At 68.5% G+C, this 17737-nt stretch carries 18 protein-coding genes, 1 tRNA gene and 1 pseudogene; 9 read left to right on the top strand and 11 right to left on the bottom strand.

From position 1 onward, the window contains the following. The first annotated feature begins 38 nt into the window (after positions 1–38). Positions 39–1541, top strand: coding sequence for an aminopeptidase P family protein (locus tag IPV09_RS09100; protein ID WP_207474925.1), 1503 nt, complete (start codon positions 39–41; stop codon positions 1539–1541). Further along, on the top strand, positions 1541–2596 hold the full coding sequence (locus tag IPV09_RS09095) for a magnesium and cobalt transport protein CorA (RefSeq protein ID WP_207474924.1): 1056 nt from the start codon (positions 1541–1543) through the stop codon (positions 2594–2596). The genes IPV09_RS09100 and IPV09_RS09095 overlap by 1 nt, the downstream gene beginning before the upstream one ends. 6 nt (positions 2597–2602) lie before the next feature. On the opposite strand, the gene IPV09_RS09090 is transcribed toward IPV09_RS09095, so the two are convergent. The 3 genes and pseudogenes from IPV09_RS09090 to IPV09_RS09080 all read right to left on the bottom strand — a co-directional run bounded on the left by IPV09_RS09090 (position 2603) and on the right by IPV09_RS09080 (position 4793). Further along, positions 2603–3232: a class I SAM-dependent methyltransferase gene (locus IPV09_RS09090; RefSeq protein WP_207474923.1), complete on the bottom strand. Its 630-nt coding sequence runs from the start codon at positions 3230–3232 to the stop codon at positions 2603–2605. Between the two features lie 80 nt (positions 3233–3312). After that, positions 3313–3822 (bottom strand): annotated as a pseudogene (locus tag IPV09_RS09085) (general stress protein); the annotation flags it as partial. Between the two features lie 50 nt (positions 3823–3872). Beyond that, positions 3873–4793 carry a CoA ester lyase gene (locus tag IPV09_RS09080; protein WP_207474922.1) on the bottom strand — a complete coding sequence of 307 codons (921 nt, stop codon included), beginning with the start codon at positions 4791–4793 and terminating at the stop codon, positions 3873–3875. Between the two features lie 61 nt (positions 4794–4854). Between IPV09_RS09080 and IPV09_RS09075 the strand changes: the two genes are divergently transcribed. The 3 genes from IPV09_RS09075 (at position 4855) to IPV09_RS09065 (ending at position 7865) form a co-directional block, all read left to right on the top strand. After that, positions 4855–6126 carry a magnesium transporter MgtE N-terminal domain-containing protein gene (locus IPV09_RS09075; protein WP_370590266.1) on the top strand — a complete coding sequence of 424 codons (1272 nt, stop codon included), beginning with the start codon at positions 4855–4857 and terminating at the stop codon, positions 6124–6126. Beyond that, positions 6119–6628, top strand: a complete 510-nt coding sequence (locus IPV09_RS09070) for a DUF1003 domain-containing protein (RefSeq protein ID WP_207474921.1) — start codon at positions 6119–6121, stop codon at positions 6626–6628. Before IPV09_RS09075 ends, IPV09_RS09070 begins: the two co-directional genes overlap by 8 nt. Before the next feature lie 76 nt (positions 6629–6704). After that, the gene (locus tag IPV09_RS09065) at positions 6705–7865 is read left to right on the top strand and encodes an Mrp/NBP35 family ATP-binding protein (protein ID WP_207474920.1); all 1161 of its coding nucleotides are present in this window, start codon (positions 6705–6707) and stop codon (positions 7863–7865) included. Between the two features lie 32 nt (positions 7866–7897). Here the strand turns inward: IPV09_RS09065 and IPV09_RS09060 are convergent, their stop codons facing one another. The 4 genes from IPV09_RS09060 to dapA all read right to left on the bottom strand — a co-directional run bounded on the left by IPV09_RS09060 (position 7898) and on the right by dapA (position 11435). Further along, positions 7898–8323, bottom strand: coding sequence for a sec-independent translocase (locus tag IPV09_RS09060; RefSeq protein WP_370590265.1), 426 nt, complete (start codon positions 8321–8323; stop codon positions 7898–7900). Positions 8324–8356: 33 nt separating this feature from the next. Beyond that, complete coding sequence (locus IPV09_RS09055) at positions 8357–9832, bottom strand: zf-HC2 domain-containing protein (protein WP_207474918.1); 1476 nt, start codon at positions 9830–9832, stop codon at positions 8357–8359. Beyond that, complete coding sequence (gene sigE / locus IPV09_RS09050) at positions 9829–10464, bottom strand: RNA polymerase sigma factor SigE (RefSeq protein WP_207474917.1); 636 nt, start codon at positions 10462–10464, stop codon at positions 9829–9831. The genes IPV09_RS09055 and sigE overlap by 4 nt, the downstream gene beginning before the upstream one ends. Positions 10465–10535: 71 nt before the next feature. Next, complete coding sequence (gene dapA, locus IPV09_RS09045) at positions 10536–11435, bottom strand: 4-hydroxy-tetrahydrodipicolinate synthase (RefSeq protein WP_207474916.1); 900 nt, start codon at positions 11433–11435, stop codon at positions 10536–10538. Positions 11436–11464: 29 nt separating this feature from the next. On the opposite strand from dapA, the gene IPV09_RS09040 reads away from it, so the two are divergent. Further along, the gene (locus tag IPV09_RS09040) at positions 11465–12115 is read left to right on the top strand and encodes an O-methyltransferase (RefSeq protein ID WP_207474915.1); all 651 of its coding nucleotides are present in this window, start codon (positions 11465–11467) and stop codon (positions 12113–12115) included. 18 nt (positions 12116–12133) lie between these two features. Here the strand turns inward: IPV09_RS09040 and glgC are convergent, their stop codons facing one another. Further along, positions 12134–13360: a glucose-1-phosphate adenylyltransferase gene (glgC, locus tag IPV09_RS09035; protein ID WP_207474914.1), complete on the bottom strand. Its 1227-nt coding sequence runs from the start codon at positions 13358–13360 to the stop codon at positions 12134–12136. Positions 13361–13474: 114 nt separating this feature from the next. Between glgC and IPV09_RS09030 the strand changes: the two genes are divergently transcribed. The 3 genes from IPV09_RS09030 to glgA all read left to right on the top strand — a co-directional run bounded on the left by IPV09_RS09030 (position 13475) and on the right by glgA (position 16128). Then, positions 13475–14737 carry a hypothetical protein gene (locus IPV09_RS09030; protein ID WP_207474913.1) on the top strand — a complete coding sequence of 421 codons (1263 nt, stop codon included), beginning with the start codon at positions 13475–13477 and terminating at the stop codon, positions 14735–14737. A 32-nt stretch (positions 14738–14769) separates the two neighbouring features. After that, positions 14770–14843 (top strand) — tRNA-Gly (locus IPV09_RS09025). An 85-nt stretch (positions 14844–14928) separates the two neighbouring features. Next, positions 14929–16128, top strand: a complete 1200-nt coding sequence (gene glgA, locus IPV09_RS09020; RefSeq protein WP_207474912.1) for a glycogen synthase — start codon at positions 14929–14931, stop codon at positions 16126–16128. Positions 16129–16203: 75 nt separating this feature from the next. Here the strand turns inward: glgA and IPV09_RS09015 are convergent, their stop codons facing one another. The 3 genes from IPV09_RS09015 to IPV09_RS09005 all read right to left on the bottom strand — a co-directional run bounded on the left by IPV09_RS09015 (position 16204) and on the right by IPV09_RS09005 (position 17713). Beyond that, a complete protein-coding gene (locus IPV09_RS09015) occupies positions 16204–16383 on the bottom strand; it encodes a DUF3117 domain-containing protein (RefSeq protein ID WP_207474911.1) in 180 nt (59 codons plus the stop codon). A gap of 84 nt (positions 16384–16467) precedes the next feature. Then, positions 16468–16890, bottom strand: a complete 423-nt coding sequence (locus tag IPV09_RS09010; RefSeq protein ID WP_207474910.1) for a DivIVA domain-containing protein — start codon at positions 16888–16890, stop codon at positions 16468–16470. 10 nt (positions 16891–16900) lie between these two features. Then, complete coding sequence (locus IPV09_RS09005; RefSeq protein ID WP_207474909.1) at positions 16901–17713, bottom strand: TIGR00730 family Rossman fold protein; 813 nt, start codon at positions 17711–17713, stop codon at positions 16901–16903. Positions 17714–17737: the final 24 nt, after the last annotated feature.

The raw sequence follows: 17737 nt of genomic DNA, 5'->3' as shown, positions 1-17737 counted from the left end.
TATGATGGCCGGTGACCTACCCGACAGGAGCATGCTCGATGAGCGAGACCACCCAGCCCCAGGACGAAGCCGACAAGCCGCTGCCGAACCGCCAGAACCCGTTCTCCCAGGCGTTCCGCGACTTCATCCCCACCGGTTGGGCGCCGTACTCCGCCGAACTGCCCGCTCCCCTGCCCACCAGTTCGTGGACGCCGGCCCGCCGGGCCGCGCTGGGTGCCGCCTTCCCGGACGATCGCATCGTGCTGCCCGCCGGCGGGTTGAAGGTGCGCGCCAACGACACCGACTTCCCCTACCGCCCCGACACTGCCTTCGCCTACTACTCCGGTCTGGGCGAGGACCGCGAGCCTGACGCCGTGCTGGTCCTGGAGCCGGTGGACGGGGGCACCCACGCCCCCACCCTGTATTTCACCCCCCGCGCCCCGCGCACCGACCAGGAGTTCTACGCCGACGCCCGCTACGGAGAGATGTGGGTGGGGCAGCGTGAGTCCCTCGACGAGATGTCGGCCATGGTGGGCTTCAGCTGCGCCCCCATCAGCCAGCTCGACGAGCACCTGGCCAAGAACATCGACTCCACCCGTGTGCGGGTGCTGCGCAGCGCCGACGCCAACGTGGCCGCCACCGTCGACGCCCTGCGCGCCGCCGCCGGGCTCAGCGACCAGGAGGCGCTTGACACCGAACTGGCGGTCTTCGCCTCCGAACAGCGCCTGGTCAAGGACGCCTTCGAGATCGAGCAGATGCAGCTGGCCTGCGACGCCACCGCCGAGGGCTTCGAGGCCGTCGTGCGTGACCTGCGGGAGGCGATTCGTCGGGGCCGAGGCGAACGCTGGGTCGAGGGCATCTTCGGCCTGTACGCCCGCCACCACGGCAATGCGGTCGGCTACGAGACGATCGCCGCCGGCGCCGACCACGCCAACACCCTGCACTGGGTGCGCAACGACGGCGACCTCAAGGACGGCGACCTGCTGCTGATGGACGCCGGCGTCGAGGTCAACAGCCTCTACACCGCCGACATCACCCGCACCCTGCCCGTCAACGGACGCTTCACCGAGGCCCAGCGCAAGGTCTACGACGTCGTCCTGGAGGCCCAGGAGGCGGCCCTGGCCGTCGCCAGGCCGGGCACCACCTTCAAGGAGGTGCATGCCGCAGCCATCGAGGTGATCGCCCACCGTCTGCACGAGTGGGGTCTGCTGCCGGTCACCCCCGAGGAGTCGCTCGGACCCGACGGTGGCCAGCACCGCCGCTGGATGGTGCACGGCACCAGCCACCACCTGGGTCTCGACGTCCACGACTGCGCCCAGGCCCGCAGCGAGAACTACCGCGACGGGGTGCTCGTCGAGGGCATGGTGATCACCGTGGAACCGGGCCTCTACTTCAAGGCCACCGACCTGCTCGTGCCGGACGAGCTCAAGGGCATCGGGGTGCGCATTGAGGACGACATCGTCATCACCGCCGACGGCTGCCGCATCCTGTCCGACAAGTTGCCGCGCAGGGCCGACGAGGTCGAGGCCTGGATGGCAACCCTGTTGCCGCGGCAGGGCTGATGGCTCGCAAGCTGCCCACCCACCAGGCCGGCACCCGCCGCACCACCGAGTGGCACACCACCCCGGACTCGGTGGTCGCGTGGGGCTGGTACGTGGAGGGCGAACGCCAGCGCGAGGACGACCTGCACGTCGCCGCCGAACGCGCCAAGGTCGGTGACGGCTTCGTCTGGCTGGGGTTGAAGGACCCCACCAACGAGGACATGACCCAGTTCGCGAACCAGTTCGACCTGCACCCGTTGGCCATCGAGGACGCGGTCGAGGGCCACACCCGCTCGAAGCTGGAGTTCTTCGGGGACACCGTCTTCGCCGTGATGAGCACCGTCGCCTACCTCGAGCCGAGCACGGCCACTGATACCGCCGAGGTGGTCTCCACCGGCCAGATCATGGTCTTCATGGGTCCGAACTTCATCATGACGGTGCGCCGTGGTGAGCAGTCCCCGCTGCGGACGATGCGCGAAGACCTGGAGCGACGCCCCCAGTTCCTGGCCAACGGGCCGCATGTCGTCCTCTACTCCGTCTACGACCGGGTGGTCGACGACTACATGCAGATGGTGGCCGAGATCGAGGAGGACCTGGACGAGCTCGAGGAGGAAGTCTTCTCCCCAGCGGGCACCCTGCACCTGTCCAAGGTCTACGAACTCAAGCGCGAGGTGATCGAGTTCCGCCGCAACGTCTCACCGTTGGCCCTGCCGCTGAACCTGCTGGCCAGCCGCGACATCCCCCAGATTCCCGAGCACTTCCGCGCCTACTTCCGCGAGGTCGCCGACCACCACACCGAGGCCCGTGAGGCTGTGGCCTCCTTCGACGAGGTGCTGACCAACCTGCTGCAGGCGGGTTTGGCACGGCTGAGCGTCAAGGACAACCAGGACATGCGCAAGATCTCGGCGGCGGTGGCGATCCTGGCGGTGCCGACCCTGGTCGGCGCCATCTACGGCATGAACTTCGACCACATGCCCGAACTTCACTACCGGTACTCCTACTTCGTGGTGCTGGCAGCGATGGCCGCCATCATGGTGGGGCTCTACCTGGTCTTCCGCCGCAACAGGTGGTTGTGACCCACCTCAGGGCTTCTGACCGAGCACCTGCACCACGCTCGACAAGCCCTGGTGGGCCATCCCCTCGAAGATGCGTCTCTCGACCAGGTGCGCGTCCAGCACCAGCCCCTTCCAGTCACTGAGCACCCGGTCGCGGGTCAACAGCAAGTCCTCGTCGGTGGGACCGCCGGTGCCGAGCTGGCGCTGCGCGGGGGTGTAGGCCTCCAGTACCAGCTTCCCCCCGTGGGCCATGGCCCCGACCAGGGCCTGGCAGATGCCGGGACGCGTCGCGGACGGCAGGTGGCAGAAGATCGACACCACCGCGTCCCACGGGCCCCGGGCTGCCTCGCGGTGCACCCACTGGGTCAGGTCGTCGACCTGGGCGTCGACCTGGACGCCGCGCTCGGCGGCCAGGGCGCGGGCCTTGGCGACGCCGACCCCCGAGATGTCCACGGTGGTCACACGGTGTCCGCGTTCGGCCAGCCAGACGCCGTTGCGGCCCTCCCCGTCACCCAGGCACAGCACCCGTGAGCCGCGTCGCAGCATGATCTCGTTCGCCTTGAGGAAGTCATTGGGCTTGTAGCCGTAGACGTGGTTGGGGTGCTGGTAGCGGGCATCCCAGAAGGCCGCGGTGTCGCCCGCCGGGGCGGCGCTCACCCGACGGGCGGGTTCATCGGGGGCTGCTGGGTGGGGGCCTGCTGGCCGCCCAGCGGGGTGTTGACGACCCCGCTGCTGCCGCCCTGGAACTGGCGGCGACGTTCGCCGGGGGCCTGCATCAGCATCTGGCGAGCCTGCTGGGTCACCTTGTGCTCGCCCAGCACCTCGTACTTGCTGGCGATGGTCTGGCGCACCGAGTTGAAGTCACGCTTGCCGCGGCTCATGCCGTAACTGATCGCCGCATTGATCATGCCGAAGGCGACACCGAAGACCAGGCCGGCCAGCAGCATGCTGAACCAGGTGCCGGGCACGAAGATGCCCAGCATCAGACCGACGAGCAGACCCATGAAGATCCCCGACAGCGCCCCCGCCCCCATCACATTGGCCCAGGTCTTGCGTCCGATGACCCGTTCGATGGTCTTCAGGTCGGTGCCGACGATGACCAGCATGTTGACCGGGAACTCGTTGTCGGCCAGGTAGTCGACCGCTTGCTGGGCCTCGGGGTAGGTGTCGTAGACGGCGATCGACTGGGGGTACTCCAGCATCAACGCCTTGCCCAGGTCTTGGGTTTCAGGATTCTGAATGGACATGGTCACCTTCCGTGCGACGGGGCCTGTGGATCGGCCCTACCCCTGCCACTCTAGTTGCGGCCCCCACGGGCCAGGGTTGCTCGGGCGAGCTTGACGCCGGCCTCGTCCACCATTTCGCCGTCCACCACGATGGCCCCCACCGCTCCCCGGGACCGCTCGGTGGCCTCGGCGTAGGCGTCGATGATGCGCCGGGCCCGTTGCAGGTTGGCCGGGTCGGGGCTGAACACCTCGTTGCCGACCTCGATCTGGCTGGGGTGGATCACCCACTTGCCGTCGTAGCCCAGGGCGGCGGCCCGACGGGCAGCAGCACCGAAACCGTCCAGGTCTCTGATGGCCACGTAGGGTCCGTCGACGGCGGCCAGCCCGTGGGCGCGGGCAGCGACCAGGATGGTGGACAGCACGTGGTGGAAGTGGTCACCCGGGTAGCCGTCGATGCCGGCCCCGACCGACAGGCTGGCCATGCCCATCGAGGCCATGTAGTCACCGGGCCCGAAGACCAGCGACTCAGCGCGGGGGCTGGCCGCGGCGATCTCGGCGACGTGCAGCAGGCCGGCGGCGTCCTCGATCTGGATCTCGATGCCGATCCGGCCGACCGGCAGACCGGCCGCCTGCTCGGCCTGGGTGAGGACCAGGTCGAGGGCGCGGACGTGGTCGGCGGAGCTCGCCTTGGGCAGCACCAGGGCATCGACGTGGGCACCGGCGGCGGTGACGACCTGCCAGACGTCCTGGGTCGTCCACGGCGTCGTCCAGTCGTTGACCCGCACGGTCACGGTGCCGGGTTGCCAGGTGCCCCCGCTGGTCAGGGCGTCGACGACCTTGTCCCGAGCGCTCTGCTTCTCGGCGGGCGCCACCGCGTCCTCCAGATCGAGGAAGATGCAGTCGGCTGCCACCGACCGTGCCTTGGCGATGAATCGGTCGCTGGAACCGGGGACGGCGAGGACGGTGCGGCGGGCGCGTGCAGTGGGGGCCATGCCCCCAGCCTAGGAGTCCACGACTCCACCGCCACGGGTGGCCATGCAATAGATTTCGGTCGTGAACACTTCCTCGGTCTTCGTCGCACGATTGCAGGGTATGCCCGTGCTGGACAGCTTCGGTGACCCCGTCGGCAAGGTCCGCGACGTGGTCGTCCAGGAACGTTCGGGACGCCGGGCACCCAAATGCCGCGGTCTGGTGGTGGAACTGTTCGCCCGCAAGCGCATCTTCATCCCGATGATGCGGGTCCATGCCATCGACCCGACCCAGGTCGCCATCAGCGGCGCCGTCGACACCCGCAGGTTCATCCGGCGCGAGGCCGAGACGCTGGTCATCGAGGACCTCTTCGACCGCGTGATCGAGCGCCCCGACGGCACCCGGGCGGTCATCCACGACGTGTCCTTCCGGAAGGTCCGCAACATGGAGTGGGAACTCGACGAGGTGGCCCTGTCCGAGGCACGCAGCGGGAGCCTGCGCCTGGGTCGCCGACGCCACACCTACACCCTGCCCTGGGCCGAGGTGGGGCCTGCCATCAGTGGATCGGTCGACCAGGACACCCGTCAGGTACTGGCGCAGATGTCGGAGATGAAGGCCGCCGACGTCGCCCGGGAGCTGCATGACATGCTGCCCGACCGGCGACTCGAGATCGCGCATGCACTGGACGACGAACAGCTGGCCAGCGCCCTGGAGGAACTGCCCGAGGACGAGCAGGTCAGCCTGCTGCAGACCCTGGACACGGAACGCGCTGCCGACATCCTCGAGGAGATGGACCCCGACGACGCCGCCGACCTCATCCGCGAACTGCCCGTCGAGGTCGCCGAGGACCTGCTGCAGCGGATGGAGCCCGAGGAGGCCCGCGACGTGCGGAACCTGCTCGTCTACCAGGAGTCCACCGCTGGCGCCATGATGACCCCTGAGCCGGTGATCCTGGGGGTTGACTCCACCGTCGCCGACGCGCTGGCGCGGGTGCGGTTGGAGGAACTGACACCGGCGCTGGCGTCCATGGTCTTCGTCTGCCGCTCACCCCTTGACGTCCCGTCGGGCCGCTACATCGGTGCCGTGCACGTGCAGCGCCTGCTGCGCGAGCCGCCCTCGGTGCCCGTGGTGGGCATGGTCGACGGCGGGCTGGAACCGCTGAGTCCCCACCAGACCCTGGCCGAGATCAGCCGCTACTTCGCGACCTACAACCTCGTCGTGGCGCCGGTCGTGGACGAGAGCCAGCGCCTGATCGGCGCGATCACCGTCGACGACGTGCTCGACCACATGCTGCCCGAGGACTGGCGCGGCGACCAGATGGACGGCACCGACCCCGATGAGGTGAGCAATGGCTGAGATCCGCAACGACGAGGTGCGCCTCGACCAGCCCGTCCAGCGCGCCGGTTTCCGGTGGCGCCGGCCGTCGTTCGGCAGCGAGAGCTTCGGCAGTTTCGCCGAGTGGGTGGCCCGCTTCATGGGCACGCCCACCTTCTTGCTGTGGATGACGATCTTCGTGATCGTGTGGATCACCCTGAACGTCATCGGACTGTTCGGCTACGCGTGGGACCCCTACCCGTTCATCCTGCTCAACCTGGCGTTTTCGACGCAGGCCTCGTACTCGGCCCCACTGATCCTGCTGGCCCAGAACCGGCAGGAGTCCCGCGACCGGCTCGGGCTCGAGGAGGACCGCCGGGTCGCCCAGCAGTCGCGTGCCGACATGGACTTCCTGGCCCGCGAGATTGCCAGCCTGCGGATGAGCGTCAACGAACTGGCCACCCGGGACTACATCCGCAGCGAGGTGCGCGCCGAGCTGCGCGAGCTGGTCGCCGACCTCGACAAGCGCGTCGAGGACCGCTGAGCCCGACCCGCATTCGTCGGGCTTGGCGGCGTCCACTAGGTTGAAAGTACGCCATCACCTGTTCTAGAGAAGAGCCATGACTGTCGAGCATCCGCTGTTGCCCAAGATCCGTGCTGCGCTCCACGAGGTGGACGACCCCGAGATCAAGCGTCCGATCACAGAACTGGGCATGGTGGGCGACATTGCCGTTGATGACAACGGCCGCGCCCGGGTCCACATCAAGCTGACCACCGAGGGCTGCCCGCTCAAGGGTCCCCTGCGGGTCGAGGTGACCAAGGCCGTCTCGGCCGTCGAGGGCATCTCCGAGGTGCAGGTCGACCTCGGCGTGATGGACGACGACGAGCGCAAGGCGCTCAAGACGCTGCTGCGCGGCGGGGTCGTCGAGCGTGAGATCCCCTTCGGCAAGCCGGGCAACCTGACCAAGGTCATCGCCATCGCCTCCGGCAAGGGCGGTGTCGGCAAGTCGTCGGTGACCGTCAACCTGGCCAAGGCGCTGGCCGCCCAGGGCCGGAAGGTGGGCCTGTTGGACGCCGACATCTACGGCCACTCCATTCCCGACATGCTGGGTCTTGGCGACGCCCGTCCGACCCCCGTCGACGACATGATCATGCCCGTCCCCGCGGGCGAGTTGAAGGTGATCAGCGTCGGCATGCTCAAGCCCAGCCGCGACCAGGTCATCGCCTGGCGCGGCCCGATCCTCGACCGGGCGCTGACCCAGCTGCTGGCCGACGTCTACTGGGGTGACCTGGACTACCTGATCCTCGACCTGCCACCGGGCACCGGTGACGTGGCGATGAGCCTCGGCCAGAAGATCCCCAACTCGTGGGTCGTCGTGGTGACCACCCCGCAGGACGCCGCCGCCGAGGTGGCCGAGCGTGCGGGCACCATGGCCGGCATCATGCAGCAGAAGGTCATCGGCGTCGTCGAGAACATGTCCTGGTTCGAGACCACCTGTCCCCACTGCCACGAGACCCACAAGGTCGAACTGTTCGGCAGCGGCGGTGGCGAGAAGGTCGCTTCGGTGCTGACCGAGCGCCTCGGCTACGAGGTGCCGTTGCTCGGCCAGATCCCGATGGACCTGGAACTGCGCGAGGGTGGCGATGCGGGCATCCCGATCGTCGAGAGCCACCCGCAGCACCCGTCGGCCCAGGCCCTGTTCGCCTTCGCCCAAGCGATTGACGCGCGGCCCCGTGACTTCGACCTCAAGAAGGTGCGGCTCGACCTGAACCCTGCCTGATCGACCTTGCCGAGACGATCAGTAGGGGACGATCAGGTCGCCTCGAGGTCGTAGGGCGCCGCCGTCCAGTAGTTGCCCACCGAGGACGGCGCGCTGGTGGTCGCCAGCGCGTCGTCGGTGGTGCGCAGCGCGCTCTCGATCTCGATCAGGTCCTTGCCCTCGGCCTCGAAGTCCTTCTTGATCGACCCGAGGTCTTCCTTGATCTCGTTCAGGTCGTCCTGCAGGTCACCCAGCAGGTGCTTGGCGATGAACGTCTTGGGGTTCAGGTCGGCGATGCTGAGGTCCTTGTACTCGGGCCCCAGCTCATTGCGCAGTTGGCTGGTCGCGTCGTTGGCGATGTTGCGCAGGAAGTGAATGATCTTGGCTGCCTTGCGTGCCAGCGGCGGGATTCGCTCGGGTCCGAACATGACAACGCCCAGAATGAGCAACATCCCGATTTCACCAATGCCGAGGTCCACGACTCACACCATAGCTTCCTGTTGACCGCCGGGTCAGCGCGGCCCGAGGCCGACGAGACGAGCGAGACCGGACAGTGACCTGCGCACGGGGTGCTGGCTGGCCGCCGGCTCGTGCGGCAACTGGGCGGCGACCACCTCGGCGACCGAGGGGCCGGCGTTGGTGGTGACGGTGTACACCACGCTGCCCGACTGCCAGGTGACCAGGGAGCGGTCGGCGCTGACGCCGAACTCACGGCCCTGCTGACCAGACGATGCCGCCGTCGACAGCCGTCCACGCTGCTGCAGCACGGTGACGCAGACCCCGTCCTTCTCGTAGACGGCGTGGATCACCGTGGGGTTGATCGGGGAGTCGGAACTCATCGACAGCAGCCGGAAACCGGCCAATGAGGAGGCACAGTTGAAGCCGCCGGTGCACATCTGGCGGGTGGCGGTACCCACCTCGGCCGGCGCCCGGCTGAGCCGCAGAGGCACCGGGTTGATGCCCTCGGGCGGGTGGCTGGTGAACTGCAGGTCGGTGAACCCTGACGAGCGCACCAGGGTGCCGCTGGAGTCAAAGGTCTCGTTCCACAGCACCAGGCCCAGTTCGGGTGCCAGCCACCAGCGCGCCACCAGCGACCGGTCATCACGCTTGGCCTCGAGCAGGGTGGCCGGCTGGCCGGCGATGGTGCCGCCGCTGGTGACCCGGAAGCGCACCGCACTGGGTGGCAGGGTGCTGACCACGTCGGACTGGCGGGCCGGCAGCAAGCCGGAGTTGATCAGTTGGCCGGACTCGTCGTGCACGGCCACGCTCAGCGCCGAACCCGGCTGCTGCGCCACCCGGACGTTGGCGGTGACGTAGCCCGAGTCACCGGACAGTGTCACCCGCTGGAACCCGACATAGCCCACCTTGGGGTCGACCGATCCCAGCACAAGTTCCAGGGCGCGGGCCTCACTGACCACGCGCCAGTCCATGGCGGTCATCACCCCGGGACGCTCGATCGTGGCGGTGGGGCTGAGCCGTCCGCCCTGGGCCGAGGCCATCACCGCGTTCACGGCCTGGGCCCCGGCACCGATGCCCAGCGACAGGTCGAACTCGCGGTTGGCGGTGGTGCGGGCGTCGGCGACCTCGTCGACCGAGGGCGCCAGCAACAGCCCCAGCCCGAACAACATGCCCACGCAGGCCATCAGCGCCACCGACCCGGTGACCAGGCTGCGGTTGCGACGACGGCGGGGGCTGGGCAGGGTGCCGTCGCCCTGGGGGGCCAACCACAAGGGTTCACGGGCGTCACCGCCGGCGATCGCCGCCAGTCGTGCCGACAGGTCGGCGGTCGCGGCCGCGGCCGGGTGGACATCCTTGAGTCGGTTGACCACGGTGCGCAACTGGTCGGCCGCTTCGCGGCACGGATCGCAGCGATCCAGGTGGTCGCCGATCCGGGCGCTGTCCTCATCGGAGGCCACACCGTCGATCAGCACGTTGAGGCGGTCACGAACCGCGCGGCACTCCACCCCCAGACTGTCGCGGTGGATCATCGCTTCAACACCTGGTCCAGGTGGGGGTCGGGCTGCAGTTCACGCGCCTGCCCCGGCAGTTCGTCGGGGGCGCCCTGCACGTAGGTGTGGCCGTCGGCGGGTCGGCGGTGGGCCAGACTGCGGCGCAGACCTTCACGTCCGCGGTGGATACGGCTGCGCACCGCCCCGACCTTGACGTCCAGGATCTGCGCGATCTCGTCGTAGCTCAAGGCCTCGATGTCGCACAACACGACGGCGACACGCTGGTCGGGAGGCAGGTCAGCCAGGGCGCGGACAATGTCGTGGTCGAGCGAGGTGTCGATCATCGACTCCGCGGGCCCACGCTCGGCCGAGGGCACGCGCTCCTGGGCCTCGGCCATCGGGTCGAAGCGCAGCCGACGCGTCCGGCGGGCCGAGTCGAGGAAGAGATTGGTGGTGATGCGGTGCAACCACCCGTTGAGGGTGCCGGGCTCGAACTTGTGGATCGACTTGAACGCCCGGATGAACACCTCCTGGGTGAGGTCCTCGGCGTCGGGCGCGTTGCCGGTCAGCCGCACGGCCACCCGGTAGACCATGTCGGAGTGGTCACGGACCAGTTCCTCCCAGGTCGGCGTCGACCAGTCGTCGGGGGCGACCCGTTGCGATCCGAACATCTCGACCCCCTCTGGCTATGACGACGTCGCCCATTTTGCCACGTCCACCTGAGAGGCGACGCCGGAGCCGTTCAGCCGCGTTCGGCCTGGCGCAGCGCGGTCAGGAACCGCTCGACGACGTCCTGCTCGGCTTCCACCATGGGCAGGCGCACCGAGCCGACCCCACGGCCCTCAGCCCGCAACCCGGCCTTGACGGTGCAGCAGCCGGGAGCGCCGAAAACACTGGTGAAGGCGGGCAACCAGCGCCGGTGCACCTCCAGCGCGTGGGTCCAGTCGTTGGCCAGCACGGCGTCGATGAGGTCCCGCATGCCGCGCCCGGTGAAGTGGGTCGAGGTGCCGACCACGCCGACCCCGCCCACCGACATCAGCGGCAGGGTGATGGCGTCATCACCGGCGTAGTAGTCCAGGCCAGTCTCGGCGATCACCTGCGACGAGCTGACCAGGTCTCCCTTGGCGTCCTTGACGGCAACGATGTTCGGGTGCTCGGCCAGGGTGACCAGCGTCTCGGGGGCAATCGCCACGCCGGTGCGGTGGGGAATGTCGTAGACCATCATCGGCAGGTCGGTGGCGTCGGCGACGGCACGGAAGTGGGCGAGGATGCCGGCCTGCACCGGACGCGAGTAGTACGGGGCCACCACCAGCAGGGCGTGGGCACCGGTGTCGGCGGCGCGCCTGGCCATCCTGACCGTGTGGGCCGTGTCGAAGCTGCCCACCCCGGCGATCACCTGCGCTCGGTCACCGACGGCCTCCAGCGCGGCCGCGACGACCTCGAACTTCTCGTCCTCGGTGGTCGTCGGGGACTCACCGGTGGTGCCATTGACGACCAGCCCGTCGTTGCCCTGGTCGTCGACCAGGTCGGTGGCCAGACGACGGACGGCGGCCAGGTCGAGCGAGCCGTCCTCGCCGAATCCGGTGACCATTGCCGTCACAAGTCGGCCCAGTCGCGGCTGGGTGGCAGGTGTGTGGGTCATGGGGCCATGCTAGTGGCTAGGCTGTGCCTGTGACTTCACCGCAGAACGCAGACGGCCTCGACCTTCGCTCCTGGGGCTTCGCCGAGGACTATGTCCTGCCCAGCGACTCCATCGCCGCCAGCCGCCGGGCCGCCGCCGGTCTCGGCATCGACGCGCTGCCCACCGGCACCGTGAGCACCCTTCGCCTGCTGGCCGCAGCCATCGGCGCCAAGCAGGTCGTGGAGGTCGGCACCGGCAGCGGCACCAGTGGACTGGCCCTCTTCGAGGGCATGCAGACCCCCGGCGTGCTGACCAGCATCGACCCCGAGTCCGATCGACAGGGTGAAGCGCGCAAGGCATTCCTGGCCGCCGGCATCCCCACCTCCCGGTTCCGACTGATCGCCGGCATCGCGCTGGACGTGCTGCCTCGGCTCAGCGACGGCGCCTACGACCTGGTCTTCATCAATGGGGACAAGCTGGAGTACGTCGAGTACGTCGCCCAGGCGCTGCGGCTGCTGCGCCACGGGGGCGTGCTGGTCCTCAATGACGCGCTGTGGCGCAACCGGGTGGCCGACCCCGACAACGAGGACGACGAGGCCGTGATCCTGCGCGAGGCGCTGGGCTCGGTCCTGGAGACCGAGGAGTTCACCCCGGCGCTGCTGCCGGTGGGCCAGGGCTTGCTCGTCGCCGTCAAGGCCTGACCCGCCCAGGGGGCGCGCTCACTGTCCCCTGACGTGGGCCCCCTTGGGGACGACGGTGATGCCCCCGGCCGAGACGTGGAAGCCCCGAGCGCGGTCGGCGTCCTTGTCGAGGCCGATCTCCGCCCCCGCGTCCACCACGACCGACTTGTCCACGATGGCGTCGGCGATCCGGGCGTGGCGACCGATCTCGACGTTGTTCATGACCACCGACCGGTCCACCTTGGCGTACTTCTGGATGCGCACCCGTGGGCTGAGCACGGCCTGGTCAACGTCGGCGCCGGAGATGATGCAGCCACTGCTGACGATCGAGTCCTCCGCGGTGCCGCGCAGGGTGAACTTGGCGCCGGGGGCCTGCACCTGGTCGGTCCAGATCGGCCACTCCGGGTTGTACAGGTTGAACTCCGGGTCCACCGAGACCAGGTCCATGTGGGCCTCGTGGTAGGCGTCGATGGTGCCCACGTCCCGCCAGTAGTTGCGGTCCTTCTCAGTCGAGCCAGGCACGCTCTGCAACGAGAAGTCGTAGACCTGGGCGCGTCCCTTGTTGACGAACCAGGGCACGATGTTGCCGCCCATGTCGCGCTTGGACTCGAGGTCGGCGGCGTCGGCCTCCAGTGCCTCGACGAAGGCCTTGCGGGTGAAGATGTAGTTGCCCATGGAGGCGAATGACTCATCGGGCGAGTCGGGCAGGCCGGGCGGGTCGGCCGGCTTCTCCAGCCAGTTGACGATCTTGGCCGACGCGTCGGCGTCGATGATCCCGAAGGCTGAGGCGTCCTTGCGCGGCACCCGGATGCCAGCGATCGTGGCGTCCAGACCCGAGTCGATGTGGGCGCGCAGCATCGCTGCGACGTCCATCCGGTAGATGTTGTCGGCGCCGAAGACCACCACGTAGTCGGGGTCCTCGTCGACGATCAGGTTCATCGACTGGTGGATGGCGTCGGCGCTGCCCTGGTACCACTGCGGCCCGAGCCGCTGCTGGGCCGGGACCGGGGTGACGTAGTTGCCCAGCAGCGTCGACATCCGCCACGTCAGCGAGATGTGCCGGTCGAGCGAATGCGACTTGTACTGGGTGAGCACGGCGATCTGCCGCAACTCGGAGTTGGCGAGGTTGGACAGCACGAAGTCGATCAGGCGGTAGGTGCCGCCGAATGGGACGGCCGGCTTGGCGCGGTCCGCCGTCAATGGCATCAGACGCTTGCCCTCGCCGCCGGCGAGGACGATGGACAAGACCTTCGGACGACTCTGCATGCCCTGAACCTATCGATCAGAACCGCGTTGTGGGAAGGAATTGCCCAGTGTTGGCCCCGAGTTTCCCCCAGCGGCCAGTTGACACTCATTCTCATTATCGCGAAGCTACTGCACATGAGAATGATTCCCAGATACGGCCTCGTCGTCCTGACCGGCGCACTGACCCTGGCGGGCTGCGGATCCGCCCCGGCCAGCACCCCTGCACCGCTGCCCTCGTCGTCTGCTCACGAGGACGAGCACGACGAGCACGAGGAGCACGGGTCCTCCGACGGCGAGACCCAGGGCGTTGACGCCAGGGCACCGCGCCTTGCCCTGACCCACGCCGGTGGCGTGATGGTCGTGGACGCGACCACCATGAAGCTGATCTCCGACCTGCCCCAGCAGGGATTCCTGAGGCTGCGACCCACCGGGAACGCACGGTTCACCATGGTGGACGCCGACGGGTCGGCCCTCAAGGTGCTCGACCTCGGTTCCTGGACCCAGGCCCACGGCGACCACGGCGACTCCAAGGTGACCACACCCGGCTTCACCGCCACGACGCTGGCCATGAAGAAGACTGGTCACGTCTCCCCCCATGGTGGGTTGACGGCAGTCTTCGACGACGGTGACGGATCCATCGAGGTCTACGAGTCGCAGCACCTCGGCGAGCCGAACCCCACCCCCGTCCGAACCCTGACGGTGCCCGCCCATCACGGCAACGCCATCCCGCTGGCCGACGGGAAGCTGCTGCACACCATCGCCCAGGGACCCGACCCCGTCGGCATCCGGCTGGTCGACGCTGCCGGCGCGACCCTGGCCGAGTCGAGCGAGTGCCCGGGCACGCACGGCGCCACCGTGGCCAAGGACGCCGTGGTCATCGGTTGCGAGGACGGGGTGCTGCTGGTCAAGGGTGACACGATCACCAAGGTCAAGGCCGCTGCGGATTTCGCCCGCCTCGGCAACCTGTTCGGCTCTTCGGAGTCACCGTGGGTGCTGGCCGACTACAAGCTCTCAGCCGACGCCAAGCCGACGGAGGTGGCCATCATCAACACCGTGGAGGGCACCATCAACCTGGTGAAGATGCCGACCGCCTACACCTTCCGCGGTCTGGCGTTCACCGCCGAGGGCCAGGCGCTGGTGCTCACCAATGACGGCCAGCTGCACATCATTGAGCCCGACCATGGCCACATCGAGACGTCGATCAAGGTCGTCGAGCCGTTCACCGAACCGACGGACTGGAAGCAGCCGCGGCCGACCATCCACACCCAGGGCCACTGGGTCTACGTCACCGACCCCGCCACCAAGAAGGTCCACGGCATCGAATTGAGCGTCGGCGAGGTGAAGGTCAGCGGCACCCTGCCGCACGTCCCCCACGAGATCACCGGCACCCTCGGTTGATGCGCTACGGTGGTCCAGAGCTTTCGAGCTCTGCGGGTGAGGCCTATGGGTGAGGCGCCCCACTTCCTGTGGGGAGAACTTGGTTCAAGTCCCGGCGCCCGCTCCACCTCAAGTGCCCGTCCAGAACATCTGGGCGGGCACGTGTCGTCCCGGACGTCGCACACCGTGGTGGCGTGTGCAACGATCTCGTCATGAAGGTTTCGATCCTCACCCGTGAGTATCCGCCCCACATCTACGGCGGTGCCGGCGTCCACGTCGGCCAACTCGTCCCCCAGTTGCGCACGTTCGTCACCGTCGACGTCCAGTGCATGGGTGAGCCGCGCGAGGGCGCGACGGCTCATGCCGAGAACTTCCCCGAAGGCGCCAATGCGGCGCTGCGGGTCTTCGGCGCCGACCTGTCCATGGTCAACGCGCTGCCCGAGGACCTCGACCTGATCCACTCCCACACGTGGTACGCCAACCTGGCCGGCCACATTGGTGGACTGTTCCAGTCGGTGCCGCACGTGGTCAGTGCCCACTCCCTGGAGCCCCACCGGCCGTGGAAGGTCGAGCAGCTGGGCGGCGGCTACCGCCTCAGCTCCTGGGCCGAGCGCACCGCGTTCCAGGGCGCCGATGCCGTGATCGCGGTCAGCGCCGGCATGGCCAGGGGTGTGCTCGAGTCCTACCCCGAGCTGGACCCCGACAAGGTGCACGTGGTGCGCAATGGCATCGACACAGACGAGTTCAAGCCCGACCACGGCACCGCTGCGCTGGAGGAGATCGGCATGGACCCGTCCAAGCCGAGCGTCGTCTTCGTCGGACGCATCACCCGGCAGAAGGGTCTGATCCACCTGCTCCGCGCCGCCCGCCAACTCGACCCCGGCACCCAGCTGGTGTTGCTGGCCGGTGCCCCCGACACCCCCGAGATCGCGGCGGAGTTCAATGGTGCCTTCGCGGAACTTCAGCGGGAGCGCGGCGGGGACGTGATCTGGGTCGAGAGGATGCTCGACCGTGGCAGCGTCCGCCAGGTGCTCAGCCACGCCACCGTCTTCGCCTGCCCGTCGATCTACGAACCGCTCGGCATCGTGAACCTGGAGGCGATGGCCACCGAGACAGCCGTGGTCGCCAGCGCCGTGGGCGGCATCCCCGAGGTCGTCGTCGACGGCGAGACGGGCCATCTGGTCGCCTATGACCCTACCCGCGCCGACGACCCCGACTACGTCGCCGACTTCGAGGCCCGGTTCGCCGAGCAGGTCAATGCCCTGACCCGCGACCCTGATCGTGCCGCCGCCATGGGCAGGGCGGGACGCCAGCGCTGCATCGCCGAGTTCAGCTGGGCAAAGATCGCCGGTGAGACCGTGGCCGTCTACGAGGCCGCCGTGGCCCGTCATCGGGAGCGCAGCCGGTCCTGAGGACCACCGAAACGCGAAACGGCGCCACCTCGGGGTGGCGCCGATGTCACATCCGCAGGGACGGGGGAACTGCGGTCACTGCGGCAGCTTCAACTCGGGATCCTTCAGGCAGGTCAACAGGGCGGTCGCTTCTTCGGCATTGAGCTCGACCACCAGACGTCCACCTCCGTCGACGGGGACACGCATGATGATGCCGCGTCCTTCTTTCGTGACCTCCATGGGTCCGTCACCAGTGCGAGGCTTCATAGCTGCCATGTGGCCACTTCCTATCGTGAGCTGCGAGACTGACATGTCCTATTATTCCGCATTCCGCCGACAAGTGCCCGTCAAGGGCTGTCGTCACCCCTCGGACGACGTGACATCCGGGGTCCGGGGTACCGCTTCAGGGGTCTGCGCGGGCCGGTCGAACTGCCAGGCCAGCCGGTCGATGACCAGGTCCACCTGGCCCATGTGGTAGCCGCGTCCGACCACGGTGAAGGCGGCGGCCTGCAGGTCGGCGCCGGTCATCGGACGCGCCACGCCCGCGCCGGCGAGGCTCTGGGCGGCCCGGTCGAGCAGGTCGTCCACCTGGTGCGGCGCATAGCCGCGGATCACCCGGGCAAAGCGCACCTCGGCCAGGTTCTGGGCAGTGAAGTCGCCCTCGGGGAGTCGTGGCACCGGGTGGTCGTCGACCAGTTCGGGCATCGAACCGAACTTGTCCGAGGCCAGGAACACCCCGCAGGCAATGATTGCGACGGCAATCACCCCGAGTAACCACATCATGAGTCCCAGCCTACCGGGGCGACGGTGCAGCCCCGCCCTCCTCGACGCCCTCGCCGCCCAGCGCGCCGCGGGTCACGCAGTCGAGCGCCACGGTGACGTCGTCGGTGACGACCAGAGAGTCGAGGTCGTCGGTGCCGATGTAGCCCTCGGCCAACACCTGATCACGCATCCAGTCGATCAGTCCCGACCAGTAGGTGGTGCCGAACAGGACGACGGGGAAGTGGGTCACCTTGCCGGTCTGGGCCAGGGTCAGCGCCTCGAACAGTTCGTCGAAGGTGCCCAGACCACCGGGCATCACCACGAAGCCCTGGGCGTACTTCAGGAACATCACCTTGCGGGCGAAGAAGTAGCGGAAGTTGATGCCCAGGTTCACGTGCTCGTTCATGGACGCCTCGAACGGCAGCTCGATGCCGAGCCCGACCGAGGTGCCCCCTGACAGTGACGCGCCCCGGTTGGCGGCCTCCATGATGCCCGGCCCGCCGCCGGTGATCACGGCGTAGCCGCGGGCCACCAGCCCGCGGGCCAGGGCCTCGGCGGCCTGGTACATGGGGTGGTCGCTGCTGGTGCGTGCCGAGCCGAAGATCGAGATCGCCGGGCCGAGGTCGGCCAGGGTGCCGAAGCCCTCCACGAACTCCGACTGGATGCGCATCACCCGCCACGGGTCGGAGTGCACCCAGCCGTTGCCGTGGCCGCCTTCCAGCAACCGCTGGTCGGTGGTGGTGCGCTGCATCTGGTCCTTGCGGCGCACCACCGGGCCCTGCCGGACGGCGGACCCGTCGGGCCGGGGGGCATTGTCGATGGGGCCGTGGCTCGCTTGGTTCATGGGGTCCTCCGGGGCTCGGGCTGG

Source organism: Tessaracoccus sp. SD287, from assembly GCF_017355265.1.
In the GTDB taxonomy this organism is placed as follows: domain Bacteria; phylum Actinomycetota; class Actinomycetes; order Propionibacteriales; family Propionibacteriaceae; genus Aestuariimicrobium.
The sequence above is the reverse complement of the archived record's forward strand: the minus strand, read 5'-3'. Positions and strand labels throughout refer to the sequence as shown.

Bases quoted from the DNA above. Each gene is read 5' to 3' on its own strand.
- IPV09_RS09100 (WP_207474925.1), top strand. From the start codon at position 39: ATGAGCGAGACCACCCAGCCCCAGGACGAAGCCGACAAGCCGCTGCCG.
- IPV09_RS09095 (WP_207474924.1), top strand. From the start codon at position 1,541: ATGGCTCGCAAGCTGCCCACCCACCAGGCCGGCACCCGCCGCACCACC.
- IPV09_RS09080 (WP_207474922.1), bottom strand. From the start codon at position 4,793: ATGGCCCCCACTGCACGCGCCCGCCGCACCGTCCTCGCCGTCCCCGGT.
- IPV09_RS09070 (WP_207474921.1), top strand. From the start codon at position 6,119: ATGGCTGAGATCCGCAACGACGAGGTGCGCCTCGACCAGCCCGTCCAG.
- IPV09_RS09065 (WP_207474920.1), top strand. From the start codon at position 6,705: ATGACTGTCGAGCATCCGCTGTTGCCCAAGATCCGTGCTGCGCTCCAC.
- IPV09_RS09055 (WP_207474918.1), bottom strand. From the start codon at position 9,832: ATGATCCACCGCGACAGTCTGGGGGTGGAGTGCCGCGCGGTTCGTGAC.
- sigE (WP_207474917.1), bottom strand. From the start codon at position 10,464: ATGTTCGGATCGCAACGGGTCGCCCCCGACGACTGGTCGACGCCGACC.
- dapA (WP_207474916.1), bottom strand. From the start codon at position 11,435: ATGACCCACACACCTGCCACCCAGCCGCGACTGGGCCGACTTGTGACG.
- glgC (WP_207474914.1), bottom strand. From the start codon at position 13,360: ATGCAGAGTCGTCCGAAGGTCTTGTCCATCGTCCTCGCCGGCGGCGAG.
- IPV09_RS09030 (WP_207474913.1), top strand. From the start codon at position 13,475: ATGAGAATGATTCCCAGATACGGCCTCGTCGTCCTGACCGGCGCACTG.
- glgA (WP_207474912.1), top strand. From the start codon at position 14,929: ATGAAGGTTTCGATCCTCACCCGTGAGTATCCGCCCCACATCTACGGC.
- IPV09_RS09015 (WP_207474911.1), bottom strand. From the start codon at position 16,383: ATGGCAGCTATGAAGCCTCGCACTGGTGACGGACCCATGGAGGTCACG.
- IPV09_RS09010 (WP_207474910.1), bottom strand. From the start codon at position 16,890: ATGATGTGGTTACTCGGGGTGATTGCCGTCGCAATCATTGCCTGCGGG.
- IPV09_RS09005 (WP_207474909.1), bottom strand. From the start codon at position 17,713: ATGAACCAAGCGAGCCACGGCCCCATCGACAATGCCCCCCGGCCCGAC.